Below are 25,593 nucleotides of genomic sequence, written 5' to 3'. Positions count from 1 at the left end.
CGGCGTGCTCGGCGCGTCGAGCTACTGTACGAGAGGAAGATCGGTGATCTTGGCGAGTTGCTTCGCAAGCGTGGATTTTCCAGCACCTGGGCAACCGACGATCATGACGCGTTTCATTTCCTGTCCCCCGTTTGAGGCCCTACCAGCTCCTTTAGTTGGAACAACAGCAATCGGTCAGTTCAACTTGCAACGAGTTCTTGCAGCTTTCGCCAGGCAGAAGCAAAGGTCTGTCCTGTGCCAGGTCGGTGCGGGGTTCGACGCCGAGCGCAAACACTCCAGACTGATAAGCTCTCCAGATAGCAAGCTTGTTCAGTTGGTCGCGAGTGAACGTCAGGCCGACGGATATGTCGAGTTCACGGTTGCTGACAACGATCGGATCCGCTTCCGGAATCTCTAGGCTATCGACCGAGTCGACGTATTCGCCGTAATCGTCACTTGGCCGAGGTGGATCCACGACCAATTTTGCCGCAAGGAGCTCAGGAAGACCCGTGATCTCGAGGTTCTGATCCAGAAACGGATAGCCGTAGTTCAGGTGATAGATTATTGCATGTCCAGACGGGCGAAACCCCCGGTTTGTCACTGTGTCGTCAATCCGCAGCGCCTGACCAAAGACTGGTAAAGTGATCCTCCGTCTCAGCTCCAGGTTTTCGCCGAAGACACTTGCCTGCCTGACGATCCCCTCACAGAAGATCTCACCGGATTCTGGGTCGACGTCATATCCGACCAATCTTGCTTTTTCGGTCGAGATTCGGCCATGCTGAGGCATGCTTTTCGTCTTCAGGTGCGGATGATTATAGTGGGCAATATCAACTTCCAGAGGACGGCTGATGTGGTCGAGCCCGCATGTCACAAGGAAGCCATCGAAGTTGCGCATGAAAGCCCAGCCGCCTTCGGAGCCTGGATCAACCATTGGAAAACGCATCTGAGTCGGCGAGTTCCAACCAATATTGGTCCCCCTAAACGAAAGGCTGGAAATATCGAAGCCGCGATCCAACGCCACTTCGAACGCAATTCCTGTTGCATTTCGAGCGATCAACAGCCGTTGGCCACGCGCCGGACCGTCCTCGAGGGTCGCCAGCCGGATATCTGCTATGGCTCTTAGGTCGGGTGTTTTCTTGAGAAGTTCGATGTCCATGTCGTCCTCAATTGTGTGGGTCACTGCTGTCGCAGCTTTAAAAGCAGTTGTTTGAGCTCCGGCTCGATAACCAATCCAGAAGCTTCCTCCGGAGAAAACCACCTGATCTGGCGTTGTCCTTTCTCGGGGAAATCATCCTTCAGGGTCGATACGGTCAGCAGGTGAACCTGAACCAGACAAGGGATGAATTCGTCATGTGATACCTTCTTGTCATATCGGTAGTGACCATACGGGTTTTTGCAGACTCTTCCCCGCACGCCGGCTTCTTCCCAAGCTTCCTCCCGTGCGACTCGATGAAGCTTTTTCCTGCCCTCCGACCAGCCCTTGGGGATTACCCAGCGGCCAGTTTCGCGGCTGGTGATCAGAAGCGCTTCCATCTCGCTGTTAACAAGGCTTGTCGAGCGTACGCAAATCGCGCCGCATTGGTCCGCGTCGACCAGTGGCGATCTGTGACCGTTATTGTCAGAGGCGCGCCGCATTATGCGGCCAGCGCCACTTTATCGAGCAACGGCTTCACCTTCTCCAGGAAGTCGTGGCTGCCACAAGCAAACCGGAGTTTGGCCGACAAGTCGGTCCTGTCCCAGTCGATCGTATCCGCAACACCCAGATTGCTCAAAATAGGCAACGCTGCCATAACGTCCCACGTCGAGTCTCCCAATGAAACGTAGCCATCTGTCTCGCCCATGGCCACCTCGACCATCGAGAGTGTCGCAGCGCCGCAGAAACGGAAGCTGATATTGAGATCATCCGAGATATAACGGATGACTTCGAGCCTGTCCGCTGTCGAAGCCGAAGGATGGTAGCTGAACCCGGTCGATGCACGCGACATATCGAGCGGCGGAAGTGGCTTGACCGCCATGCCGTTGAGCTTCGTCTCCACCGTTTTCCCTCCAACAAACATCAGGTTTCGGACTGGAGCGAAGATAACCCCGAATGTAGGACGCTTGTTTTCATAGAGACCGATGGAAATTGCCCAGTTCTGACCGCCGCGGACGAAATTGAATGTCCCATCAATCGGATCGATCACCCAGATACGACCTGAACGCCCTTTGATTTCGCCCCCTTCTTCTCCAAATATGCCGTCTGCGGGAAACGCCTCCCGCAACTGCGCGATAAGAAATGTTTCGACCTCCTTGTCCGCCTTCGTCACAAGATCGAGATGTCCCTTGGTCTCGACCGACAGGCTCGATAGGGAGCGGAAATGAGCGAGGGCAAGGTCGCCTGCCTTGCGCGCGATCTCTTCCACAATCGAAGCTGTTTCTCCTGCGTGAGATGTCGATGTGTCCCGATCAGCCATTTGCACGGTCCTTGAGCCTGGCGACCTGTGCGACGTCGTCTCCGAGCAACTGATCCAACTGACCTTCACGAACCCACTGAACGAGCTGCGTTTCCACGTCCACGCCGTACTGCGCGAGTTTTTCATGGTACCCCGTCGGTAGGTAGCAAAAAGCGGCAAATCCCTCGTTGTGGAGTTGGCGGGCTTCACCGCTGGCGAAATGGTAGATCTCGATGTTCATGGCATCGAGATTGGCCTGACGGGCAAGGGCGGCTGGATCGATGAGGCGCGAATGCATCAGGCCAACGGTCGGTACCTCGGGAATTGCTTCCTTGACGGCCTTCAGCTGAACGTAGTCGAAGGAAGAGAACTGGAGGAGATCCGCACAGCCCAATTCATCGATGAGCGTCCTCAACTTTGGGAAGAAGACGTCGTTCGCGTCGTAGATCTTCAGTTCAAGCTGATAGATAATGCCAAGCTCACGGGCGAGCTGAAGCGCGTCCTTAAGTAGCGGCACACGCTCTCCGACAAACTCCGAACTGAACCAACTTCCGGCATCGAGCTTGGACAGTTCGGAATACGTCATGTTCTGCACCAGACCGTGGCCGTTGGTGGTGCGGTCAACCGTCTTGTCGTGAATCAGGACAAGTTCGCCGTCGCGGGTAATTCCTAGATCGGTTTCACAAGTGACGTCGCGGCCACCAAATTCGAACGCCTTCCTGAACGCCGCGAGAGTGTTCTCCGGGGCGCCGGCACTATGACCTCGGTGTCCTCCCAGACGGATCGTCTGTGGAGTCATTCTGAGCGGATTCATTTTCTTTTCCTTCTGTTTATCGGAGCCGCGCGTCGAGACGATCGCGCAAATAGTCGCCAAGCAGGCTTATGGAGAGGGTTGTGAACACAAGGACTACCCCCGGGAAGGCTGCGAGCCACCAGGCGATTGCGAGGTAATTTCGCCCGTCCGCAACCATAAGCCCGAGGCTAGTTGACGGCGGTTGGATGCCGAGCCCGAGGAAGCTCAGTCCGCTCTCGAGCAGAATGAGCTCCGGATAGTTCACGGTGAGCTGAACGACGAGCGGACCTGCAATGTTTGGAAGTATGTGACGCAAGTAGATGCGCCATGATGGAACGCCGACGATCCGCGCCGCCTCGGCATATCCGTCCTCGTTGGCACTCAGGACAAGGCCGCGTGTCAGGCGCGCATAGCGCCACCAGTTGTAGATCCCCGCGAGAAAGACAAACAACAGCGGGTTCGAGCCGAAAAACGCAAGGACGCCAAGTGCCACGATGATGAAGGGCACGGACTGCATGGCATCGGCAAAGCCCATAATGAGGTTATCGACCCAGCCACCAAAATGCGCAGCCAGGAAACCCAGGCTTGTGCCGATAACCAAACAAATCACCGAACCGGCAAGTGCGATCATCAGCGTCATCTGGATCGCAACGAACAGATTGCTGAGCACGTCTCGTCCTAGATAGTCCGTCCCAAGCAGATGTCCTGGAAGGGTACCTGGTAACGCGAAGCGTGCAAGTGGTGCCTGTTGCAGATAGTCGAAGGGTGCGATCCATTGTGCCGTCGCGCCGACAATTACGATCGCGGCTATCCAAATTATGCACAGCCAGATGCTGATCGGAGTGCGGGTGGCAAAATTCCAGAATTGCCCCTTCGGCAAAGCAAGTGTCTTAGCGTGGGTCATTTTTTCTGAAGCCTGATCTTCGGATTGAGGACTGCGTAGAGAATATCGACGGCCAGGTTGATCGTGACCATGAAGGCGGTGAAGAGAAGGATCATTGCCTGCACAACGTTGAGATCGCCGTGGGTCGTTGCATGAACGAAACCGCTTCCCAGGCCAGGCCAGGCAAAGACGGTTTCGATGAGCACCGAACCAGCCAGCAGACCGCCTGCGACAAAGCCCAGCATGGTCACCATCGGGATGGCCGCGTTAGGCAGCGCGTGTCGAAGAATGACCTCCCACTTTGGGATCCCATCGGCACGGGCGGCGGCGATGTACGGCTGCTCAAGCACCTCGATGAGCGTCGAGCGGGAAAAGCGCGCGATTGTGGCCGCGTTGAACAGGCCGAAGGTTGCGACGGGCAAAATCGCGTGCTGCCAGGTAGAACTGCCAGAGCTCGGCAAGACACGTAGCCAGACGGCAAACACGAAAATGAGAGTGAGACCAAGGAGAAAGTTGGGAACGCTGTACCCAAGCACAGCTCCCGTTATAACGGCCTTGTCGACAGGACTATCGCGTCGAACGGCTGCGACGATCCCCACCGGTATGCCGACGAGCACACTCAGAATAAAAGCGGATACCGTCAGCACCAGTGTCTTCGGTATGCGCTCGGCAATGATCGAAAAGACCTCGCGACCGTCGGCGGACGAGACGCCGAAATTTCCTTGGAACGCATTGGCCACATAGATCAGGAACTGCTGGAGGATCGGCTTGTCGAGGCCCCAGTCGGCGCGAAACACTGCCAGCACCTCCGGCGTTGCACGCTCGCCCAGCATCGTCTGCGCCGGATCGCCGCTCAGTCGAAGAACGATGAAGACAAAAGTCACGGTGAGAAAGAGAACGACCGAAGCCCGAAGGGCACGAGCGATAATGAAGCCTATCATTGTGCGATCTCCTTCCGGCAAACCTCTGGTGACACGTCTTCGGCGCGATGACACGCCACCTGCTGGCAGTCGAATTCGCGAAGCCTCGGCGTTTCGGACGCGCATCTGTCGATGGCAAACGGACAGCGCGTCCGGAAAACGCAGCCTTCGGAAGCTTTGCTTGCATCGATTTCGCCCTGTAGCGGTGGCGGCAGGTTGCGCACACTTGGATCCATCGTCGGGACTGAATCGAGGAGCGCCCTCGTATAGGGATGGCGGGGCCGTTCGTAGACCGAACGGATATTGCCGGTTTCAACAACTCGCCCGAGATACATGACGGCGATCCTGTCGACCAGGTGTCGAACGATGCGAAGATCGTGGGTGATAAACACGTAGGCAAGATCCGAATCTTGCCAAAGCGACTGAAGGAGCGCCACAACCTGAGCCTGGACGGATACGTCCAGCGCCGAGACGGCTTCGTCGAAAACGACCAGTTTCGGGTCGAGGATCAAAGCACGGGCGATGACGACGCGCTGGCGCTGGCCACCCGACATCTGGTGCGGGTACCGGGTCATCATCGCGCCTGATAGGCCCACACGCTCGAGCATTGCGGCTGCGCGCTCATACGCGCTCGCGCGTCCTGCGACGTGATGAACGAGAAGGCCCTCGGCGATTTGCTGTCCAATCGTCATCTGAGGGTTCAGAGCAGACAGCGGATTCTGCTGCACCAGCGAGGTGCGCATGCGGAACTTCGTCCAGTCTTTAGAGCTGCGGTCCTTATGGTTCACGCCCTCGAACAAGACATCGCCGCTTGTAGGCGGGGTCAAGCCGAGAAGGAGCCGACCAAGGGTCGACTTGCCGCTTCCAGACTCGCCGACCACGCCGATACGTTCCCGCTGCGCGAGGTCGAAGCTGATGGAGTTGACCGCAAGCTGGCTCGTCGGCTTGGCGAAGAACCCGGTCTTATGGCTAAAGGCCTTGATCAGATCATGGGTTTGAAGCAAGGGCGTATTCATGCGACCACCGGATGGTAACAGGAAGCCTCATGGACGAGGCCGATATTTGTGGGCACGGGGAAGCGTACGGAACACTCGCCACTCGCACGCGGACAGCGCGGATGGAAATGGCATCCCTCCGGAAGGCTATCGAGAAGGGGTACCGATCCGGGGATAGGGATCGGAGGTTCGAGGTCCGCGGGATCGATGCTCGGCATACAGTCGATCAGGGCCCGGGCGTAGGGATGAGCCGGGCGCCGGAGCAGCTCCGTCACGGGCGCCGTCTCGACGATCTTGCCGCAATACATCACCGCTGCGCGGTCGGCCAAACGGGCGATCACTCCGAGATCGTGCGACACGATGAGGAGTGCCATCCCGGTTTCGGCCTTCAATTCTTCCAGCAAATAAAGGATCTGCGCCTGCGTCGTCACATCGAGCGCGGTGGTTGGCTCGTCGGCGATCAGCAACTGGGGCTTGGCCGCAAGCGCATGAGCGATCATGACGCGCTGGTTCATGCCGCCGGAAAACTGGTGCGGATAGGAACGCAACCGACTCTTGGCACGGTCGATACCGACGCGCTCAAGAAGCCGCATCGCCTCCAGCCGCGCGTCGCTGCCCCTGAGGCCCTGATGCCGGTAGAGGGCAGATTCCAGGTAGTAGCCAATTGTATGCACCGGGTTCAGGCTGCTCGTCGGATCCTGGAAGATCATGGCGACCGATGGGGCTTTCCCCTGGCCGTTGGCCTGCGGACCAGAACTCAACGTTACCGTTCCACCCGTTTGAGCAATGCCGCGCGGCAGCGCTTTGGCAATGGCATAGCAGGTCATGCTTTTTCCGCAGCCGGATTCGCCGACGAGGCCGAGCGTTTGACCCGCGTCTAGCGAAAAACTGATGCCATCGATGATCTTGAGCGCGCGCGCCGGCACCTGAACGGTGAGATCGCGAACTGCTAGAAGACTTGTCACTTGAAAACTCCTCCTCGGCGGCGCGCCTCCAAATACGCGCCGCCACCAACGAAACTCACGCTCAGGCGAAGCTGAGGTTGTTCCGGAACTCCATCATTTCGAAGCTTACGGGCGTCCAGTGGACATCCTTGCGGGCGGCGTAGACGTCGTAGGGCTGGTAGAGAATGACGGCGGGCGCCTCCGCTTCGAAGATGTCTCGCATGCGACTGTAGGCGTCGAAGCGTTCCTTGCCATTCGGCAGCACCGTGACCTTCTCGCACAACTCGTTGAATTCGGCCGGCGCTTGCCAGCCCCACCGCTTCTGGACCTGGCCATTGGGTCCAAACTCGGGGACGATGGTTGCATAGGCATCCGTCATCCACTGACCGTTGGACCAGTTCCGCATCCAGCTTTGGTTGTCGGGCACTGTGGTGCCCGGCGCGAAAATTTCCGGCACGACGGTGACGCCGATTTCCTTCCACATTTCGACCATCATCATCAGAGCTGGGACGGCGTTAGCGTAGTAGTTGCCCATCGTACGATAGGTGATCGGCGTTCCGTCGTAGCCACTCTCCGTCACCAGGCGCTTGGCTTCCTCGACATTGTATTCCATGGCGGGCCGATTTGGATCGAAAGTTTCGCCATAGTTCGGGAAGTTGAAGCCATGCGGGATAGATGCTTGTTTCTTCCAGAGCGCTTCAACCATGATTGGCCGGTTGACAGCCAGAGCAAGAGCGCGCCGAAGCTTCTTATCCTTGAAAACTTCTTGGTTCATATTGAAGGTGAACATGTGGAAGTTTTCGATGAGCGTCCCGCGCGTTTCGAGGTCCGGATAGCTATTTATCAGCTGAATGTCGTCCGGCGTCAGGGTAGTGATGATATCGTATTCACCGCTGATCAGACCCGCGACGCGTGTGGCTGGCTCTGCGACGATCTGGTAGGTGATCTTCGATGCAGTCGGCTTTGGACCCCAGTAGGCGTCGTTGGCTTCCAGCACCACACGGTCGCCGGCAACAAATTCCACGAACTTGTACGGGCCTGTTCCAACGGGCTTGTTACCGAAATCTACTGCTCCCAGTTTCTTGTAGTATTCTTTGGGAACAATGCGGCTCATCCAGGATGCGACGAAGGTCTCGATGAGATAGCTCGGGGTCTTTGTGCGAAGTGTGACTGTGTATTTGTCCTCGACCACGGGCTCATCGAAATCGAGCGAATAGGATTTCCCAAGCGGGATTTTCTTGATCGCTTCGGGACCCCAAAGGCGTTCGGAAGAAAAGGTGTATGCGACATCGTCCGCGGTCAGTTCAACACCATCGTGGAACATGACCTTCTGCCGCAGCTTGAAGCGAACCGATTTCTCATCGATGCGCTCCCAGCTCTCGGCAAGTGCCGGAACGAGGTCGATGGCATTGCCGGGAGCTCCCTTCGCGAAAAAATCGCGCGCTATCAGCGTGTCGAATATCTGGTTGACGATACGCGGGCCGACATTGCTGATTGCATTGACCGGCTCCAGCGAGTTCGGCAATCCGTTCACACCCAGGCGAAGCGCCCGGCGTTCTTGCGCGAAGGTGAACTTCGCACCGGCAGTTGAAGCGACCGCTATCGCCGCGGTGCCCATCATAAAATTCCTGCGATTGGTCTTAAGCATCTGGTTTTCCTCCCAGCTCTGTTGAATGAGGCTTTAATTCGCGCGCGGCCGTCGAACCTAGTTCGCAACAACGAACTTCTTCCGCAGCTTTTCCGGTATTGTCTCAATGATGGTTCGGGTTCCAGAGTCGGTGACGATCACACCGACATCCTCGATCCTGGCCGTCACCGAGAGGCTCGATTTTGTGAATTTCGAATGATCCGCGACGACGATCACGCGGCTCGAAACTTCGATCATGGCGCGAGCGACACTCGCGTTCACGGGCGACGACGTACAGATCAATCCGCGATCAACATCGATCGACGCCGCGTTGAGAATGAGTTTGTCGACATTGAACTGGCGGATAAACTGCTCCGCCAAAGGGCCGCGGAAGGAGCGGTTCGTTTCGGTATACTCGCCCCCGACCGAATAAATGCTTTTGCCCTCCCCTCTCGTCAATTCCTCGACAATGTCGAGACCATTCGAGATGAAGGTGAGGTTTCTGCGGTCAGCGAGCTTCTTGGCAACTTCCAGCGCAGTTGTACCGGCGTCCAGAAGAACCGTGTCACCCTCGACGATCATACCGGCAACGACTCCGGCTATGGCCGCCTTCTCCGCCCGATTCCAGACGGCGCGGGCAGCGTTCGGCTTGTCCTGTGTAACCTGCGTGACGCTGACCGCACCGCCGTGAGTTCGACGCAAGAGTCCGGCCTCGTGGAGTTCGCTCAAGTCGCGCCTCGCGGTGGCCACCGAAATCTGGAAGTGCTCCGTCAATCTGCCGATAGCCAAAAACTGCTCATCGCGCAAAAGCTCAACGATTTTCGCCTGGCGGTCCTGAGTCGAGTTGAACACCAACGCTTCCCTTCCAACAAGAAATGGTCTATATCGCTCACACTATGAGCGTAATCGTTCTTCGTCAAATGAAAGTTTGGTGACAGTTTTGTTGCATCGTAACAATACATTACAAGCGATTACGCATTGTTGGGGATCAAGAAGCGTCGGGTAGCTAAGCGGAAGCCTTTGTTAATGTGATCGAAATCGCTCACTTTCGCACCGCACCAAGATCGTAAGCTTCTAGGAGGAGTGATGACTCATTCGATGTCGAACTGCCGTCAACAAAACCAGCGCGGATCAGCGCTACTCCGCACGACAACAATACGAAACCAGTTGGAATTCATCTTGCCTGCGATACGGCGCGGGCAAGATGCCGGTGGGCAGCTCTCCTCCCTGCTCGCCCACCGGCACCCTCATCAACCGCAAGCTGGACAAGGTCTGCGACGAGAACCGCTTCCCTCTCGAGACGAATCAAGACGGCACCCGTCTGGCCGATCTCTGTTGCGAGCAGCCGCTTGGCTGATCAAGGCTTACTTCCAACAGAATTAGCGAGAGGCGCGACTTGGAATCGACAATCGTTCTCATAAATCTCTGCGGCGCCGTCGCGTTGCTGCTGTTCGGCCTGGCCCAGGTGAAGGACGGAGCCTCCCGTGCGCTTGGGGCCAGATTGCGAACGGGCCTCGCCTCCGGCACGAAAAGCAGCGCCCGGTCGTTTCTATCAGGGTTCGTCGCCACAGTCGCGCTTCAGAGTTCTACAGCGACGGCGCTGATGGTCTCCTCGTTTGTGGAACGAGAGCTTATCAAGCCTCGCATGGCGCAGGTCGTCCTCCTCGGCGCCAATGTCGGAACGGCGGTCACCGCCTGGATCGTCGCAACGGGCATCGAATGGGTGTCCCCTGCCCTACTCTTCGTCGGCATCATTCTCTATCGAGGCGGTTCGACCTCCAGGCAGGGCGCCGGAACAGCGCTGCTCGGTATCGCGCTGATGCTGCTGTCACTACACCTACTCAGCAACGCGACCGAGCCGCTTCGCCATTCGCCGGCGCTCGCAGCGTTTATCGGCCTGCTTGAAAACGCCTGGCCGGTCGCGATGATCTTTTCCGCGGCCATCGCATTTGCTTCATCTTCAAGCTTGGCTGCGGTCGTTCTGATTTTGTCGTTGACCTCCACCGGAATCCTCTCTGGCGGGCTTGTCGTAGCGCTGGTTCTTGGAGCCAATTTCGGTGGCGCAATACCTCCGGTGATCGCGTCGTTATCAGCATCGGCGGCGGCCAGGCGGGTCACACTAGGCAATCTGATTGTCCGGGCAATCGGCTGCCTGCTGATCCTGCCAGTGGCCGATATTTTGGCCAGCTGGCTTTCGATGTTGCCGGTCCCAGCGTCCAAACTTCCCGTGGACGCGCATCTCGCGTTAAATATCGGCCTGGCTCTCCTGGCCATGCCGTTTTCCCGCCTTCTTGCACGGTGGATGGGGGTCCTCATCCCCGCGTCCGAACAGGCTGACAACACACCGAAATTCCTCGATCCGGATGAGCTATCAACACCAGTCGTAGCACTGACGAGTGCTGCACGCGAAGTGCTTGGCGTTGGAGACCTGATCGAAAGAATGCTCTTGAGAGTGTCGGACGCGTTCCAGCAGAACAATGCCGCGAGATTGAAGGATATTGCGCAGCTTGAGCGCCAGGTCGACCGGTTACAGCAGGAGGTCAAGGTCTACTTATCGAAACTCGGCCGTACTGGACTGTCGGAAGACGAAGGCCGACGCTCGATCGTCATCATCGACTACGCCATCAACCTCGAACATATCGGGGATATTGTCGAGAAAGGTCTGCTGCCCGAGGTCACGAAGAAGATCGCCCACGGTTTGAAATTCTCTGATGACGGCTTCTCCGAACTAACACAACTCTTCCAGCTCACCGTCGATAATCTCCGGATCGCACAAACAATCCTTATCACCCGGGACATCAATCTCGCGCGTCAGCTCATGGAGCGGAAAGTCGAAGTCCGGCACATGGAAAAACAGTCTTCCGAGCGCCACCTGGAACGTCTGCGCGACGGGCGCACCGACAGCCTTCAAACCAGCTCGCTTCACCTCGACATCTTGCGTGATCTCAAGCGGATCAACGCGCATATCGTCTCGGTTGCTCACCCGATCATGGACGAGCAAGGATTACTGGGCGAGAGCCGTCTCATCGCGGGCGGCTCTGCAGACTGAGTGAAAGAAAATCAACTCGTCCTCGTAAGACGACACATACTGGAAATTGAAATGCAAAACAAAGTGCAGTTTATCACCTATGTTGACCGCCTGACCAGAGGTGGTTTCAGGCAATTGAAGGAACTGGTCGATGGCAAGTTCGCTGGCCTGTTCGGCGGCGTCCATGTCTTGCCTTTCTTCAATCCGATCGATGGCGCTGATGCCGGATTCGATCCAACAGATCACACGATCGTCGATCCGCGCCTCGGCGACTGGGAGGATGTGCGGGCTTTGTCGGGATCCGTGGAAATCATGGCCGATCTTATCGTCAACCATGTCTCATCGCAATCCGGCGCATTCACGGACTTCATTGCCAAGGGTTCGGCGTCCGAATTTGCCGACATGTTCATGACGTTCGATAAGGTATTTCCCGATGGCGCCACCGAAGAAGACCTTCTGAGGATCTATCGACCGCGCCCCGGTTTACCGTTTTCGAAGGTGACCCTGGCTGATGGTACTCAGCGGATGCTCTGGACAACCTTCACACCGGAGCAGATCGACATCGATGTCCACAGCGCCAAAGGCACAACCTATCTCGAAACGATCCTCGATCGCTTTTCGGAGGCGAATGTGACGGCGATCCGCCTCGACGCCGCGGGATACGCGATCAAGAAAGCGGGCAGCAGTTGCTTCATGATCGACGATACCTACGCATTCCTCGAAGAAGTGGCTGGAAAGGCCCGCAACCGCGGCATGGAGGTTCTGGTCGAGATTCATAGTTATCATCGTGACCAAATCGAGATCGCGAAGAAGGTCGACCGGGTCTACGATTTCGCACTACCACCGCTCATCTTGCATGCATTGTTTACGGGAGACGCCACGCCGCTGGCAAAGTGGCTGGCAATAAGCCCCCGTAACGCGATCACCGTTCTCGACACCCATGACGGGATCGGCGTTATAGATGTCGGTGCCCATAGCGACGGCCGGGCGGGCCTCCTCGAACCCCAGGCGATCGACAATCTTGTGGAAGAGATCCATAGGCGATCGGATGGCCAGAGCCGCCAGGCGACGGGGGCCGCTGCATCGAATCTGGACCTTTATCAGGTAAACTGCACCTACTATGACGCGCTTGGTCGCAACGATAATGATTATCTCATCGCTCGGGCAATTCAGTTTTTTGCTCCAGGAATTCCGCAAGTCTATTATGTCGGTTTATTGGGCGGCGTAAACGATATGGACCTGCTCGCCAAAACGGGCGTGGGGCGTGACATTAACCGGCACTTTTACGGCAACGACGAAATCGGTACGGCCCTTGAGACGCCGCTCTTCCATCGCCTTTCAAATCTGATCCGTTTCAGGAACACCCATCCCGCCTTCGGTGGAGCGCTCAAGGCCACCATTGCTGATGCCGGAGCGTTGGTGCTTTCATGGCAACACGGCGATGCTTTTGCTGAATTGAAGATCTCATTTGCCGACCGCAAGGCGAGCATTGCCGCATCTGGTCAGAGCGAGATGCAGATCGTCGAGTGACAGGGGGATAGTACGGATATTCGTGAAGCGTTGGAGCATGTACCTCGTGGAAAAATGCTTCGGCTCAGCCTGAGTTGTCTGGGTAAAAGAGGATGAAAGCAGATTCAGCCCGGCGGTCGGCTGCTGGGAGCAAACGTTAGAGTAGGCATCGCACACCAGCATATGGGGGTATGGAATGCAGCACTGGCTGGACAAGTTGACCGATCTTGCCGCAATTCAGGGCGACGAGTGCATCCTGAAGGATGGCCTTGCCGACCTTGCCGAACATTTCGGCTTCACCGGCTATGCCTATCTCCATATCCAGCACAAACACACCATCGCGGTCACCAATTATCATCGTGACTGGCGATCGGCTTATTTCGAGAACAACTTCGACAAACTCGATCCGGTCGTCAAGCGCGCGAAATCCAGGAAGCACGTCTTTGCCTGGTCCGGCGAACAGGAACGATCGCGGCTATCGAAGGAAGAGCGTGCCTTCTACGCGCATGCGGCCGATTTCGGCATCCGCTCCGGCATCACCATTCCGATCAAGACCGCCAACGGATCGATGTCGATGTTCACGCTGGCGTCGGAAAGGCCGGCGATCGACCTCGACCGTGAAATCGACGCGGTCGCAGCCGCGGGCGCCGTCGGGCAGCTCCATGCCCGCATCTCTTTCCTTCAGACCACTCCGACAGTGGAAGATGCCGCCTGGCTCGATCCGAAAGAGGCGACCTATCTCAGATGGATCGCCGTCGGCATGACAATGGAGGAAGTCGCAGACGTGGAGGGCGTCAAGTACAACAGCGTCCGTGTCAAGCTCCGCGAGGCCATGAAGCGCTTCGACGTTCGCAGTAAGGCCCATCTCACCGCCCTCGCAATCAGAAGAAAGCTGATCTGAAAACGTGACAGACAAACCAGGGGAGAGGAATGATGTCAGTAACTTCCTATACGTTCTACACCTATTCTCAGGCGACTGCCGATGATCAGGCGCACTGGCTGCACGGGCACACCACCGTTCAGTTTTTCGATAGCCTGGAAGCGGCCCGGCAGGAGATAGTCAAGTTGCACGAAGACCTAAGCCAGGATCTCGACCTCACGTGGCGTCCGCTCTATCTCGAAAAAATCGAGACCCGGGCCGTCACAAAACACCTGCTGCTGTCTTTGCTCAATCGCAACATGGAAGCGCTTATCGAGCGGCACATGATTGTTGATACAATCTCCTCCTTCTCTTCGAGCGCTTTAAGCGGGCATAATTGATGGATGCCAGTTCCATGTTTAAATGAAGATTAAACATCGTATGCAACTATTCGCGCTCTGCCGCGACCTTCGGTCCGGTAAGTATCCTTGGGAGGTCGCCTAGTGAATATTCTCAATCGTGGTGCCAATGCATGCGCGGTACTTGCCGCCCTCTCTAAATCTCAGGCCATGATCGAATTCGATCTGTCCGGCAGGATACTCACTGCCAACGACAATTTCTGCCGGGCGCTCGGCTATGAGCTATCAGAAATTATCGGCAAACATCACAGCATGTTCGTTGAACCGGCATTTGTGAAATCGGCGGATTATAAGGCGTTCTGGGCGAAACTCGCCGCCGGCAACTTCGACCAGCAGCAATATAAGCGCATCGGCAAGGGCGGCAAGGAAGTCTGGATCGAGGCGTCCTATAACCCTGTCATGCGCCGTGGCAAGCCGGTCAAGGTTGTCAAGATCGCCACCGACATCACCGCCCAGAAGCTGAAAGTTGCAGAAGATGCCGGCAAGATCGAGGCCTTGTCGCGGGCGCAGGCGATTATCGAGTTCACGCCGACCGGCGACGTCCTGACCGCCAACGAGAATTTCCTGTCCGCCCTCGGATATTCTCTGAGCGAGATCCAGGGCAAACACCATTCGATGTTCTGCGAACCATCCTATACCGCGTCGCCCGACTATCGGAATTTCTGGAAGATGCTTGCAGGCGGGGATTTGATGGCGGACGAGTTCATGCGGCTCGGCAAGGGTGGTCGCAAGGTCTTTATCCAGGCATCCTATAATCCGATCTTCGATATGAACGGCAGAGTTTTCAAGGTCGTGAAATTCGCGACCGACGTGACCACCCGGGTCGAAAACGTCGAACAGCTCGCGGGCTGCCTGAACAGTCTGGCGGACGGTGACCTGGCGCAGCAAATCGAAAAACCGTTCATCCCCTCGCTCGAACGTTTGCGCACCGATTTCAACGCCGCCTCCGACAAGCTGAAGCGCGCGATGGCGACTGTCGCCGACAACGCCAGGGCGATCTCCGCGGGATCCAGCGAGATTCGGACCGCCGCCGACGAGCTGGCAAAACGCACCGAGCAACAAGCCGCCTCGGTCGAGGAGACCGCCGCTGCGCTCGAGGAAATCACCACAACGGTCAAGGATTCCAGTCGTCGGGCGGAGGAGGCTGGCCAACTCGTTGCACGCACCCGCGAACATGCAGAGCATTCCGGGGAGGTGGTGCGCGACGCGATCGGCGCCATGGATCAGATCGAAACGTCCTCTCGCGAGATCTCCAACATCATCGGTGTCATCGATGAGATCGCGTTCCAGACCAACCTCCTGGCGCTGAATGCCGGTGTCGAAGCGGCCCGTGCCGGCGAAGCGGGCAAGGGATTCGCGGTCGTCGCGCAGGAAGTCCGCGAGCTCGCGCAGCGATCGGCCAAGGCCGCCAAGGAAATCAAGACGCTGATCACCTCGTCGGGCAGCCAGGTCCAGAGCGGGGTATCGCTTGTCACGAAAGCCGGTTCCGCGCTGCAGGAAATCGCAACCCAGGTCCACGACATCAACACGAATGTCGTCGCGATTGTCGAAGCGGCACGCGAGCAGTCGAACGCTCTCGGTGAGATCAACAAGGCCGTGAACAGCGTCGATCAGGGAACGCAACAAAACGCCGCGATGGTCGAGGAGCAGACGGCGGCCAGCCACAGCCTTGCTCGCGAGGCCGCCGCGCTATTCGAGCTGCTGGAGCATTTCAGGTTCGATGATACCGGCCGAACGCAAGCGTTTGCTGGCCAGGTTCATCGGCCATCCGTCGCGCCAGTCGCCAAACCGTCGAGCCGCGCTGCCCAGGTCTTCGCTGCGTAGGGTTCCACCGCGGTCGGTATCAAAGAGACCGAACGGAGGAGCTCGTGTCACGCCGCCTTTCCTCCGATGAAGATAGCGGGTCTGAGCTGCCGCAATAGTTCAGGACCGATATGACATCATAGCCCGCTATAAAAATTAGCCATGAGACAAACGGAAACCGGTTCAGTTCACGGTGGCGTTCGGGATATAGCCAAGAATGCTGATCAGCGTGCTGACAGCGCTCATCTGCGCGTGCATCTCGATACTGGCCTCGATGTAACACAGATGCTGTGGGCCTCCGACTTCCTTTCCCGACTTATAGCTTTCCGGCAGGGCCTGGAAAAGTTCGTCGGCCTTTTCGACCAGTCGCCGATGCGCACGGATTGCGTCTATGGTCAGTTTCTCGAGGTCAGCCGGGTGTAGTCCACGAGTTAAGCCGACCAGTGGCCGGAGCTCAACTTTTTTCGTCAATGTTGCATCTTCCGATTCCATTCCTGACCTAACCCTGGTTTTGTCTGCGGTGCGCCCCCGCTGACGTTGAACCCTTTGAACCCTAGCCGGGGGTTAGAATCCGAGATGAATCGGCCCTGAGACCTTTAGCACCGAGGCGCCTGGACATGAGTCACAGGCCCCCGGCCACAAGGTCAGAGGGTTCCTGGCACCGTTTCGGTCAGCGCCAACCGTTCATCTGCGGATTCTAAGCCGCAACACAGCGCGTACTGCGTCATGCCCCTTATAAGAGCCATTCCAAAGAGATGCCAGCGCCGATCGACAGAACGACGGTGCAAATCTTCACATGCCCACCTCGATGGAAGGCACAAAATACCTCAAGGCCTATGCTTTCGAAGAAGAAATCAACGCGACTTGCGACCAGAGATAGAATGCATTGGTAAATCGCGACGACACTTGGTTGTTCTCTGCCGTGCTCTCATTGACTGCGATTCGCCTGGCGCACGGACCGAGCAATTTTTCGCTCCTGGCCCGCGTTCATCGACGCAGACGCGAGGAACTTGTCCTCACTTCCCGCGCGCGCCGATGCCGGAAAGGTCGATCCGAATACCAGCCCTGTTCGGGTCGACCGGTTCCGCTTCGAGTGCATCGACGTTGCCGCCCTTCATCTTGTCACTACCGGCTCCGGACCTTTCCTCTTCCACCCCTGGTTCCGGCTCTGGCAGCTTCACGTCGCCCGGATCGGCTGCCCGGAACACCGCTGTCCCCTCGAAATACCCCGTTTGCCATGCGATGATCGCGTCTTCAAAAACCTGCGGAAGGACCTCGCTTTCGGTAGGGTTACCGTACCATTTGGTGACGATACGATAGACTTTGGCGAACAGGGCCGTGCCCATTTTGATGTTTTCGCAAGGCTCGATCAGGTCCGGCTTCAACTGGCCCGCCTCGACGATACCGAGCCCGGCGGGATACTGCGTCAAGCCGACGCGAACGATATTGCGGCCGAGGTTCTGGCGTATCAATGCGAGCGCTTCGTCCGGCGTTGTCGGCTTCGGCACCAGAACGATGCGGTTGCCGGAGCGGACAGTGACCGCGAGCGGGTCCGGCGCCCCTGCCCGTTCGATGAACTCTTCGACGATCGCGGGCTTCAGGCCGGGATCGCTGCATTCCTTGATGAGGGCGGAATCGACCATCGCGAAAGTCTCCTTATGTGTTGAAAGCCGTGACGACGGGTCGCCCGAAGAGTTTCGCCCAGGCGATCACGCCTGCTTGTTGGATGGCGACGATCGACGTTCCCTCGGTCCACCATCCGTTGCCCGTGGCGATGATGGCGGCGGGGGAAAACAGCATCGAGTGCAGTATGGGCCAGACGATGAGCTGCTCGTAGCAGATCAGCGGCGCGATCCTCGTGCCGGCGAGATCCTCGGCCGCGTTGGCGAAGAAATGCGCTCGAGCGCCACCGCCCTGCCCGGTCCATTGCAACCATGGCTGCCACATCGATACCGGAATCGGCATGCGCTCGCGATAGAGGATCCGTGCTTCACCCTCCGAGATCGTCACCATGACGTTGTCGTAGCCGCCCGGGTCGATGACGGCCGCGCCGGCGATCACGGTGATGTCCGCCCCTCGCAAGCCTGCCTGCCAAAGCCGTGCGACAGTCGGGGTCCATAAGCCGAGGGCGCTTTCGGGAAGAACGATGACACGGGTTTCCGCTCCTGCCGCCGCGCGCACCGTTGCGATCAGGTCACGGTGATGGTCAAGCGAACCATCACGTCCAAGCGTTTGACCCTGTTCGAGGTCGACGCCTTTCCATCCATCCGGTAGGACAGGTTGCGTCCACGTAGCGGCGGACCAGAACCAGAAGCCTCCCAGGGCAATGGCAGCAGCCGGCCAGTATCGCGATGTCATCATCGCGAGGCCGGCTGTGGTCGCACCCAGCCCCCACCATCCAAAGCCGGGAAACAGAATGCCCGCTGCGGTTAGTGGATGCGCCCACCCGGTGATGCCGAAGGGCGGCAGCCCCATCAGCACCGCGGCCGCAAGGTAGCGCACCGGCTTTCCCCAACCCAGAGCGCCCCTTCCCGGAAGCCTCTTTTGCAAGCGCGCGGGCCAGAACGCCGCATGCACGGCGACAAAGCCGGCCGAGGCCGCCAGCCATAGCAGGAGGCCGTGCCAGAAATCGGCGGCGTAGAAGTTCGCCACACCCTGCGGCAGGCCGCGCGAGGCGGTGAGGAAGTACCCGGCAGACACCGCGCCCGCAACCAGTCGTGATGGAGATTGCGCCCATAGCAACGGAAAGAGCATGGCTGTCGGAAGAAGGAGGGCCTCGCCGCTCCAGCCGACCGCTCCGACGGCGATCGAAAGCAGGATCAGGAGCGCCACACGCCAGCGGTCACGGGTCAAACGTGAACACCGGCCGCGCCAGGCCGAGAAGACCGCTGTCCGGGATCGGGCCGAAGTATCGTGAATCATAGGAACTCGCAAAGGAAGAATGGAGAAATAGAAATCCTGGCGGCACGACGCCGCCGGCGAAGGGCGCGATCGCCCTGCCCTCGCTGTCCGTCGCGCTGACAGTGGAAGCCGATACGGGATGACCGTCGATGACAATCCGATCGGCGATTTCGACGCGCTGACCGGGAAGCGCCAGAACGGACTTTATGAGCGGCGCGAACCAACCTGGGCAGAGCCCGGAACGGAGATAGCCGCGTAGCCAGGCTTCCTCGAAGAAGGCGTTGTGCGGCGGGCAGACAAACACCAGATCGCCGGACTGAACCGGGCGTCGGAGCTTTTCCACACGCCAGAGCCCAAGGGGTTCGCTCGGCGTGACGTTCACTCGATAACCACCGATGAGCCCCATGACGGTGGCGCCGCTCAAGACGAGGCCTGCGACACCGAGAAACCGGATGACAGCGCGTTTGCTCATTGTTTCAGCACCGGTGCCTGGCGCAACGTCTGCCGCAATTCCTCGGCCTGTTTCAGCGACTGCACGGTGCGCTCGTGGGCGGCGAGCTGCTGGGCCGTGCGCATGATCGGCCAGGCTTGCTTCAACTGCTCTTTCTGCTCCGGCCGCATACCATCGGAGAGTTTTTCGTACAGCTTTCCGGACGGCTCGCGCGCCACGTTGCTCAGCAGGGTCCGCTCCCCGAAGCGTTCGGTAACAGCCTGGTTGAACCCGTCGATCTCGAGCTTGGTCTCGCGATTGCTGAGCGCATATCCAAGGGCCGCCGGCAGATCGTTCCGGTCGATCGCGTCGCGCACGCGCTCAAGCACCACGCGTGCGGCCGGGGAGAGCGCCGGGATGTCGATCGAGACGCGCTGGCGCAGGGCTTGTTCTTCGGTCACTATCCGCAGCGTCGCGGTCTCGCGCATCCGCAGATATTGCTCCAGATCGCGCTTCAGGGCGGGAACATTGACCTCTGCGACGCGGCGCGCCTCGCGCTCCGTCTTGCTGGCCAGAATACCGGTCTTGCCCTTCAGCGCCCCGATCGATGCCGGCTCCGCCTCAAGCTTCTGCAAGACCGCTTTCGCTGCCTCCTTATCTGCCAGAACCGTATCGAAGTTGACGGCGCGGAAGGCGGTTTCGGGATCGGCGAAGACGTAGCGGAAGCGCGCCGAGACCTCCTCCCATTGCTGCTTCAGAGCGGGATCTGTGCCGAGCCTGTCACCGACCGTATCGGCAACAGAACCGGTGAATATCTTGATGCCTGCGACCATCGGTGCGGTCTCCTTCATCGTTTGGGTTTTCGGGAGTTGGTTGAGGCCAAGGCGCTCAGCGAAAGCAGCCAGACGCTGAGCGAGATCAGCCAGCTTCGTCTTCTGGCGCAGCGTCCAGTCGAGTTGGTCACGCAGCAATGTTCGCGCCACCTGAACGATGTGGAGGCCACGGTTTTCAGCAAAGCGCAGCGCCTCGCGATACAATTTGCCGCGCCCGTAATCGAGGGTCGTTTCCTTCGCATTTTTCCGGGAAAGAACTTTTGCCAAACCGCCATTGAAGGCGAAGGATCGTTGTCCGTAATAGAGTTGCAGATCCTCGCGATGTCGGGTCATCGCCACATAGGTCAGATGCCGATCCAGGGACAGGGAAGCGAGCACCTTGACCCTATCGACGGTCGCGCCCTGGGACTTGTGAATCGTCGTGGCGTAGCCGTGATCGAGATTGCTGTAGAAGCGTTGTTCGACCACAACATGCCGCCGATGATCCCGATCCCCGACCACCGCAACGATGCGGTTTGGCACAGCCTCAACGACATGGCCGATCATGCCGTTCTTGACCCCAAGTGAGGTCTCATTCTTCAGGAAGACGATCTGATCGCCTGCGTGGAAACGGCGTTCGCCGTCAGCCGTTCTGAAGACGTGGCCCTCGCCGACGATGCCGCGCTCGACCAGCTTCTCGCGCGCCATGACGTTGAGCATGCGCACGTCGCGGCGCAGATGGGCGAGGATCAATGTCGTCTTCGTCTGATCGTAATCACGGTTCCAGTCGGCGATCAGGCGCTCAACCGCTTCCGCCTTCAGACGTTCGCCAACAATTCTCGCATTGGCATTGTAGAGCGCCAACGCCTTCTCGACATTGCCGCGCGCCAGATCGAGCGACGCCTTTCGCATCCAGTCCTCGCGCTGGCGATAGATCGTTTCGAGTTCAGCGTAACCAATCCGATCGACAATGGCGCGGAAAGCGGCCCCCGCTTCGATCGGCTGAAGCTGCTCGGGATCGCCGACTAGCACGATCTTTGCCCCTGCCCTGACGACGGCATCGACAAAGCCCGCCATCTGTTTCGAGGCCACCATGCCGGCCTCGTCCATGACGAAGACGGTTTTATTGTCGAGCACGTCACGACCGCGGTTCCAGCGCAGCTCCCAGGAGGAGAGCGTGCGGCTCTCGATGCCGGCTTCCTTATCCAGACCCTCCGACGCCTTGCCGGCGAGCGCGCCACCGACGACACGATATCCGGCCAGCTCCCACGCCTCCCGCGCCGCCTTCATCATCGTGGTCTTGCCAGCACCCGCGCGTCCGACGACCGCGGCGATGCGTGCCGGACCGGCGATGCACTCGATGGCTGCTTTCTGTTCCTCCGACAGCCGCCCATGCCGCCCAAAAGTCGCTGCGAGCACCGCCGTGGAAACGGCATGCGTTTCCTTGTCCGACAGCCACATCGCCTGTCGCGCCATCGTCGCTTCCAGCCGGATCATCGCCCGTGTCGAATAGCGCGCCGGCACTTTCTCTCCGGTCGCGAACTCGATCGTGTCGCGCTGCAGCCGTAGCACCTCCGGATTCAGGATGATGCGCAACATCAGCTGCTGGAAGACGGCGGGATCGTCGACATAGCGGTGCAGCACTTTCGCGACGTCGCGTTCATCGAAGACGCTCTTTTCCCGCATGATCAGGTCGAGCACGATGGCTGGATTTTTGAGGATGCGGCGGGTGTTTTCCGAGCGGCGTTCTTCGTTCAGTTCGATCCTTTCGAGCTCCGGCCGAACACCCTGTTGTTCCGCTTTCCGCGAGATTGCCTTGGCGCCAACTCCGAGATGGATCGTCGGTTCGAGGTCGATTCCCTGCTTCTCGTAGGAGCGGCCATCGATCTTGAGATCGATGCCGCCAAGCGTCAGGTGATGGTTCAGCCGTTCGAACCATCCATCGCGCACGACGTTGAAATCGTCCGTCGAACCGGCCCAAAGTTCGTAGAGGATTTTGCCGGATTTCGTGCGAACCAGCTGGCCGTCCTCACCAATGACCGCTACCTTCTTGGCCCCGAACCCGTCCTCGGTTAGCGGCCGCAATGTGGTCATCAGGTGGATGTGCGGATTGCCGGGATTGTCGTGATAGACCCAGTCGGCGACCATGCCCTTCCCCAGGATATGTTTCTCCACGAAATCACGGACCAGGGCGATGTTCTGCTCGGATGTAAGCTCCCGCGGCAGTGCAATCGTCAGGTCGCGGGCCAGCTGCGCGTCGGAGCGTTTTTCGAAAGCCTCGACCTTGTTCCAGAAGGCCTCAGAGGCCCCGGCGACAGAACAGTCTGCAATCAACGCGCGGACCCATTTCGGGGCATCCGCCGGGAGTATGAATTCCTCATGCACCAGCCCTTGCTTACGGGTGTAGTCGATGGTGCGGGCCTCGCGCTCGTATTCCATCTTCGCGCAGTGCTGGTAGGCCGCAGACAGCACCACGCTGCGGCCGTCGCCGCGGCTGACGATGCTGGCTGAGAAGTGGGCGATGGCCACGGCGGTAAAAGCTCCCGTTTGAACGTCGTTCGTCGGGAGCGGTGAGGCCACAGTGGGCCCCTGTTTGGCCCCCTACGCAAGGCGTCGCGTCAGCGACGTATAATTGCGCCCTTGGATCCGCTCTCGTCGAGCGGCGGGATCATCCTCCAAAGTGTCGGCTTTGCCGACGTGCAGATCTGCACATTCCTTCCGAAGTGCTTTTGAGGAAATCTTGCAGCGGAACAGACGCCGCAGGATTTCCAGGGAGATGCGACCGGAATGAAGAAACCATCATCGAAGATCAGGGAAGAAATTGCCAGATTGCAGGACCAGCTGAAACAGGCCGAAACACGCGAGGCCGAACGAATCGGCAGGATTGCGTTGAAGGCCGGTCTTGGTGAAATCGACATCGAGGAGTCACAGCTTCAGGCAGCCTTCGAGGAAGTCGCCAAACGGTTTCGTGGCGGCAAGGGCTCGGCGACCGGAAAGAGACAAGCCGGAGAGAGCCGGACCGGTACCGAGCCGTCCGCGGCGCTCGCGTCTGGCGCGGATGAAGGCGGGTCTGGCGAGGCTTGAACGGATGGCAAAGTCGATGACGTCAAACGCACGCAAGAAGGACACCCGCGAAAAAATCGAGCTCGGCGGGCTGATCGTCAAGGCAGGACTGCGTTACGAAAAGCGGGCGCTGTTGCTCGGGCTGTTGGTCGACGGCGGCCGCCGGCTCAAGGGCGACGAAGAAGAGCGGTCACGCTTGACCGCCATCGGCGCGGAGGCGTTCGGCCATGACGATGAATAGGCTTTTGCTGTTGATCCTGCCGGCAATCATAATGCTCGCGGCGATGTTCGCGACATCCGGGATGGAGCAGCGACTGGCGGCATTCGGAACGTCCCCGCAGGCGAAGCTGATGCTGGGACGCGCCGGGCTCGCGCTCCCCTACATCGCTGCGGTGGCGATCGGCATAATTGGCCTCTTCGCCGCGAACGGATCGGCCAACATCAAGGCCGCCGGTCTGAGCGTGCTGGCCGGAAGCGGCGTGGTCATTACCATCGCAACACTGCGCGAAGTAATCCGCCTGAATAGCATCGCAAGCAGCGTGCCGGCCGAACAATCGGTTCTGGCCTATGCTGATCCGGTGACGATGATCGGCGCAAGCATTGCCTTCATCAGCGGAATGTTCGCGCTGCGTGTCGCGATCAAGGGCAATGCCGCGTTCGCAACAACAGCGCCCAAACGGATCGGCGGCAAGCGGGCTGTGCATGGCGAGGCCGACTGGATGAAGATCCAGGAGGCGGCAAAACTGTTTCCCGAACGAGGCGGCATCATCATCGGCGAGCGCTATCGGGTTGATCGCGACAGTGTTGCCGCCATGCCGTTTCGCGCTGACGATCGACAAAGCTGGGGCGCTGGCGGCAAGTCGCCGCTGCTCTGCTTCGACGGTTCCTTCGGATCGTCGCATGGCATCGTCTTCGCCGGCTCCGGCGGTTTCAAGACGACATCGGTGACGATCCCGACCGCGCTCAAATGGGGCGGCGGGCTTGTCGTTCTGGACCCGTCAAGCGAGGTCGCGCCGATGGTCTGCGAGCACAGGCGTCAGGCCGGCCGCAAGGTGATCGTGCTCGATCCGACAGCCGGCGGTGTCGGCTTCAATGCCCTCGACTGGATCGGCCGTCATGGCAATACCAAGGAAGAGGATATCGTCGCCGTCGCCACATGGATCATGACCGACAATCCCCGAACGGCATCCGCCCGCGACGACTTCTTCCGCGCTTCCGCCATGCAGCTGCTGACCGCCCTGATCGCCGACGTGTGCCTGTCAGGGCACACGGAAACGGAAGACCAGACGCTGCGCCGCGTCCGCGCCAACCTGTCCGAACCGGAACCCAAGCTGCGCGCGCGTCTGACGAAGATCTACGAAGGGTCTGAATCCGACTTCGTGAAGGAGAATGTGTCAGTGTTCGTCAACATGACGCCGGAGACGTTTTCCGGTGTTTATGCCAATGCGGTGAAGGAAACCCATTGGCTGTCCTATCCCAACTATGCCGGACTTGTATCGGGCGACAGCTTTTCGACCGACGATCTCGCCGACGGCGGAACGGACATCTTCATCGCGCTCGACCTGAAGGTGCTGGAAGCCCATCCCGGCCTCGCGCGTGTCGTCATCGGCTCGCTGCTCAACGCGATCTATAACCGCAACGGCAATGTAAAGGGTCGCACCCTCTTCCTGCTCGACGAGGTAGCGCGTCTCGGCTACCTGCGCATCCTCGAAACCGCTCGCGACGCAGGCCGCAAATACGGCATCATGCTGACGATGATCTTCCAGTCGCTCGGCCAGATGCGTGAGGCCTATGGCGGGCGTGATGCGACCAGCAAATGGTTCGAATCCGCATCGTGGATTTCGTTTGCCGCGATAAACGATCCCGACACCGCCGACTATATCTCGAAGCGCTGCGGCGACACCACGGTCGAGGTCGACCAGACCAACCGTTCGACCGGAATGAAAGGATCGTCTCGATCGCGATCGAAGCAGCTCAGTCGCCGGCCATTGATCCTGCCGCATGAAGTTCTGCGCATGCGCAGCGACGAGCAGATCGTCTTCACCTCCGGAAATCCTCCGCTCCGGTGCGGGCGCGCCATCTGGTTCCGGCGTGAAGACATGAAAGCCTGCGTCGGCGAGAACAGATTCCATCGAACCGGAACCGCTCCGAACGCAAACGAACCTGCACAGCCCTGACAGAAGGAAAGGAAACGCC

Annotated in this window: 24 protein-coding genes and 1 pseudogene; 9 read left to right on the top strand and 16 right to left on the bottom strand. The window is 58.8% G+C overall.

Going from position 1 to position 25,593, the window contains the following annotated elements; genetic code table 11:
* Positions 1-27: 27 nt before the first annotated feature.
* The 11 genes and pseudogenes from FY152_26120 to FY152_26070 form a co-directional block, all read right to left on the bottom strand.
* Positions 28-117: pseudogene (locus FY152_26120) on the bottom strand (adenylate kinase).
* Between the two features lie 34 nt (positions 118-151).
* Entirely contained in the window at positions 152-1,135 is a 984-nt protein-coding gene (locus FY152_26115; protein ID UXS35628.1) for an aldose 1-epimerase family protein, read from the bottom strand.
* Between the two features lie 20 nt (positions 1,136-1,155).
* Positions 1,156-1,614: an NUDIX hydrolase gene (locus FY152_26110; GenBank protein ID UXS35627.1), complete on the bottom strand. Its 459-nt coding sequence runs from the start codon at positions 1,612-1,614 to the stop codon at positions 1,156-1,158.
* Positions 1,614-2,432 (bottom strand): inositol monophosphatase, encoded by an 819-nt coding sequence (locus tag FY152_26105; GenBank protein UXS35626.1) that lies wholly within the window; start codon positions 2,430-2,432, stop codon positions 1,614-1,616. The genes FY152_26110 and FY152_26105 overlap by 1 nt, the downstream gene beginning before the upstream one ends.
* Positions 2,425-3,225 (bottom strand): phosphodiesterase, encoded by an 801-nt coding sequence (locus FY152_26100; GenBank protein ID UXS35625.1) that lies wholly within the window; start codon positions 3,223-3,225, stop codon positions 2,425-2,427. The genes FY152_26105 and FY152_26100 overlap by 8 nt, the downstream gene beginning before the upstream one ends.
* 16 nt (positions 3,226-3,241) lie before the next feature.
* Positions 3,242-4,108, bottom strand: coding sequence for an ABC transporter permease (locus FY152_26095; GenBank protein UXS35624.1), 867 nt, complete (start codon positions 4,106-4,108; stop codon positions 3,242-3,244).
* Entirely contained in the window at positions 4,105-5,028 is a 924-nt protein-coding gene (locus FY152_26090; protein ID UXS35623.1) for an ABC transporter permease, read from the bottom strand. Before FY152_26090 ends, FY152_26095 begins: the two co-directional genes overlap by 4 nt.
* The gene (locus FY152_26085; GenBank protein UXS35622.1) at positions 5,025-6,023 is read right to left on the bottom strand and encodes an ATP-binding cassette domain-containing protein; all 999 of its coding nucleotides are present in this window, start codon (positions 6,021-6,023) and stop codon (positions 5,025-5,027) included. The genes FY152_26090 and FY152_26085 overlap by 4 nt, the downstream gene beginning before the upstream one ends.
* On the bottom strand, positions 6,020-6,928 hold the full coding sequence (locus FY152_26080; GenBank protein UXS35726.1) for an ABC transporter ATP-binding protein: 909 nt from the start codon (positions 6,926-6,928) through the stop codon (positions 6,020-6,022). The genes FY152_26085 and FY152_26080 overlap by 4 nt, the downstream gene beginning before the upstream one ends.
* A gap of 100 nt (positions 6,929-7,028) precedes the next feature.
* A complete protein-coding gene (locus tag FY152_26075) occupies positions 7,029-8,594 on the bottom strand; it encodes an ABC transporter substrate-binding protein (protein ID UXS35621.1) in 1,566 nt (521 codons plus the stop codon).
* 57 nt (positions 8,595-8,651) lie between these two features.
* Positions 8,652-9,428 (bottom strand): DeoR/GlpR transcriptional regulator, encoded by a 777-nt coding sequence (locus FY152_26070; protein UXS35620.1) that lies wholly within the window; start codon positions 9,426-9,428, stop codon positions 8,652-8,654.
* A gap of 355 nt (positions 9,429-9,783) precedes the next feature.
* Between FY152_26070 and FY152_26065 the strand changes: the two genes are divergently transcribed.
* The 6 genes from FY152_26065 (at position 9,784) to FY152_26040 (ending at position 16,212) form a co-directional block, all read left to right on the top strand.
* Entirely contained in the window at positions 9,784-9,930 is a 147-nt protein-coding gene (locus FY152_26065) for a hypothetical protein (protein ID UXS35619.1), read from the top strand.
* A 39-nt stretch (positions 9,931-9,969) separates the two neighbouring features.
* Entirely contained in the window at positions 9,970-11,622 is a 1,653-nt protein-coding gene (locus FY152_26060) for a Na/Pi cotransporter family protein (GenBank protein UXS35618.1), read from the top strand.
* Positions 11,623-11,673: 51 nt separating this feature from the next.
* The gene (locus tag FY152_26055) at positions 11,674-13,131 is read left to right on the top strand and encodes a sucrose phosphorylase (protein UXS35617.1); all 1,458 of its coding nucleotides are present in this window, start codon (positions 11,674-11,676) and stop codon (positions 13,129-13,131) included.
* 175 nt (positions 13,132-13,306) lie between these two features.
* Positions 13,307-14,011, top strand: a complete 705-nt coding sequence (traR, locus tag FY152_26050) for a transcriptional regulator TraR (protein UXS35616.1) — start codon at positions 13,307-13,309, stop codon at positions 14,009-14,011.
* A gap of 29 nt (positions 14,012-14,040) precedes the next feature.
* A complete protein-coding gene (locus FY152_26045) occupies positions 14,041-14,370 on the top strand; it encodes a hypothetical protein (protein ID UXS35615.1) in 330 nt (109 codons plus the stop codon).
* A 102-nt stretch (positions 14,371-14,472) separates the two neighbouring features.
* Positions 14,473-16,212 carry a PAS domain S-box protein gene (locus FY152_26040; protein ID UXS35614.1) on the top strand — a complete coding sequence of 580 codons (1,740 nt, stop codon included), beginning with the start codon at positions 14,473-14,475 and terminating at the stop codon, positions 16,210-16,212.
* A 162-nt stretch (positions 16,213-16,374) separates the two neighbouring features.
* Here the strand turns inward: FY152_26040 and FY152_26035 are convergent, their stop codons facing one another.
* From FY152_26035 to traA, 5 genes are all read right to left on the bottom strand, one after another.
* Positions 16,375-16,683 (bottom strand): transcriptional regulator, encoded by a 309-nt coding sequence (locus FY152_26035; GenBank protein ID UXS35613.1) that lies wholly within the window; start codon positions 16,681-16,683, stop codon positions 16,375-16,377.
* Positions 16,684-17,207: 524 nt separating this feature from the next.
* Positions 17,208-17,834 carry a conjugal transfer protein TraH gene (locus tag FY152_26030; GenBank protein UXS35612.1) on the bottom strand — a complete coding sequence of 209 codons (627 nt, stop codon included), beginning with the start codon at positions 17,832-17,834 and terminating at the stop codon, positions 17,208-17,210.
* 13 nt (positions 17,835-17,847) lie between these two features.
* The gene (locus FY152_26025; protein UXS35611.1) at positions 17,848-19,044 is read right to left on the bottom strand and encodes a conjugal transfer protein TraB; all 1,197 of its coding nucleotides are present in this window, start codon (positions 19,042-19,044) and stop codon (positions 17,848-17,850) included.
* Entirely contained in the window at positions 19,034-19,564 is a 531-nt protein-coding gene (gene traF, locus FY152_26020; GenBank protein UXS35610.1) for a conjugative transfer signal peptidase TraF, read from the bottom strand. The genes FY152_26025 and traF overlap by 11 nt, the downstream gene beginning before the upstream one ends.
* A complete protein-coding gene (gene traA / locus FY152_26015; GenBank protein UXS35725.1) occupies positions 19,561-22,863 on the bottom strand; it encodes a Ti-type conjugative transfer relaxase TraA in 3,303 nt (1,100 codons plus the stop codon). The genes traF and traA overlap by 4 nt, the downstream gene beginning before the upstream one ends.
* Positions 22,864-23,121: 258 nt before the next feature.
* Here traA and FY152_26010 point away from each other — a divergent pair, with 258 nt between their 5' ends.
* The 3 genes from FY152_26010 to traG are packed head-to-tail and all read left to right on the top strand — an operon-like array spanning position 23,122 to position 25,574.
* Positions 23,122-23,418, top strand: coding sequence for a TraC family protein (locus FY152_26010; GenBank protein ID UXS35609.1), 297 nt, complete (start codon positions 23,122-23,124; stop codon positions 23,416-23,418).
* A 4-nt stretch (positions 23,419-23,422) separates the two neighbouring features.
* Positions 23,423-23,638 carry a type IV conjugative transfer system coupling protein TraD gene (traD, locus tag FY152_26005; GenBank protein UXS35608.1) on the top strand — a complete coding sequence of 72 codons (216 nt, stop codon included), beginning with the start codon at positions 23,423-23,425 and terminating at the stop codon, positions 23,636-23,638.
* Positions 23,625-25,574 carry a Ti-type conjugative transfer system protein TraG gene (gene traG, locus FY152_26000; GenBank protein UXS35607.1) on the top strand — a complete coding sequence of 650 codons (1,950 nt, stop codon included), beginning with the start codon at positions 23,625-23,627 and terminating at the stop codon, positions 25,572-25,574. Before traD ends, traG begins: the two co-directional genes overlap by 14 nt.
* Positions 25,575-25,593: the final 19 nt, after the last annotated feature.

It is taken from the genome of Agrobacterium tumefaciens (assembly GCA_025560025.1).
Lineage (GTDB): Bacteria > Pseudomonadota > Alphaproteobacteria > Rhizobiales > Rhizobiaceae > Agrobacterium.
The sequence above is the reverse complement of the archived record's forward strand: the minus strand, read 5'-3'. Positions and strand labels throughout refer to the sequence as shown.

Coding starts and splice junctions, on each gene's coding strand:
- FY152_26055 (UXS35617.1), top strand. CDS start 11,674: ATGCAAAACAAAGTGCAGTTTATCACCTATGTTGACCGCCTGACCAGA.
- FY152_26075 (UXS35621.1), bottom strand. CDS start 8,594: ATGCTTAAGACCAATCGCAGGAATTTTATGATGGGCACCGCGGCGATA.
- traR (UXS35616.1), top strand. CDS start 13,307: ATGCAGCACTGGCTGGACAAGTTGACCGATCTTGCCGCAATTCAGGGC.
- FY152_26110 (UXS35627.1), bottom strand. CDS start 1,614: ATGCGGCGCGCCTCTGACAATAACGGTCACAGATCGCCACTGGTCGAC.
- traF (UXS35610.1), bottom strand. CDS start 19,564: ATGAGCAAACGCGCTGTCATCCGGTTTCTCGGTGTCGCAGGCCTCGTC.
- traD (UXS35608.1), top strand. CDS start 23,423: ATGGCAAAGTCGATGACGTCAAACGCACGCAAGAAGGACACCCGCGAA.
- FY152_26115 (UXS35628.1), bottom strand. CDS start 1,135: ATGGACATCGAACTTCTCAAGAAAACACCCGACCTAAGAGCCATAGCA.
- FY152_26095 (UXS35624.1), bottom strand. CDS start 4,108: ATGACCCACGCTAAGACACTTGCTTTGCCGAAGGGGCAATTCTGGAAT.
- FY152_26035 (UXS35613.1), bottom strand. CDS start 16,683: ATGGAATCGGAAGATGCAACATTGACGAAAAAAGTTGAGCTCCGGCCA.
- FY152_26010 (UXS35609.1), top strand. CDS start 23,122: ATGAAGAAACCATCATCGAAGATCAGGGAAGAAATTGCCAGATTGCAG.
- FY152_26090 (UXS35623.1), bottom strand. CDS start 5,028: ATGATAGGCTTCATTATCGCTCGTGCCCTTCGGGCTTCGGTCGTTCTC.
- traG (UXS35607.1), top strand. CDS start 23,625: ATGACGATGAATAGGCTTTTGCTGTTGATCCTGCCGGCAATCATAATG.
- FY152_26030 (UXS35612.1), bottom strand. CDS start 17,834: ATGGTCGATTCCGCCCTCATCAAGGAATGCAGCGATCCCGGCCTGAAG.
- FY152_26105 (UXS35626.1), bottom strand. CDS start 2,432: ATGGCTGATCGGGACACATCGACATCTCACGCAGGAGAAACAGCTTCG.
- FY152_26085 (UXS35622.1), bottom strand. CDS start 6,023: ATGAATACGCCCTTGCTTCAAACCCATGATCTGATCAAGGCCTTTAGC.
- FY152_26100 (UXS35625.1), bottom strand. CDS start 3,225: ATGAATCCGCTCAGAATGACTCCACAGACGATCCGTCTGGGAGGACAC.
- FY152_26045 (UXS35615.1), top strand. CDS start 14,041: ATGATGTCAGTAACTTCCTATACGTTCTACACCTATTCTCAGGCGACT.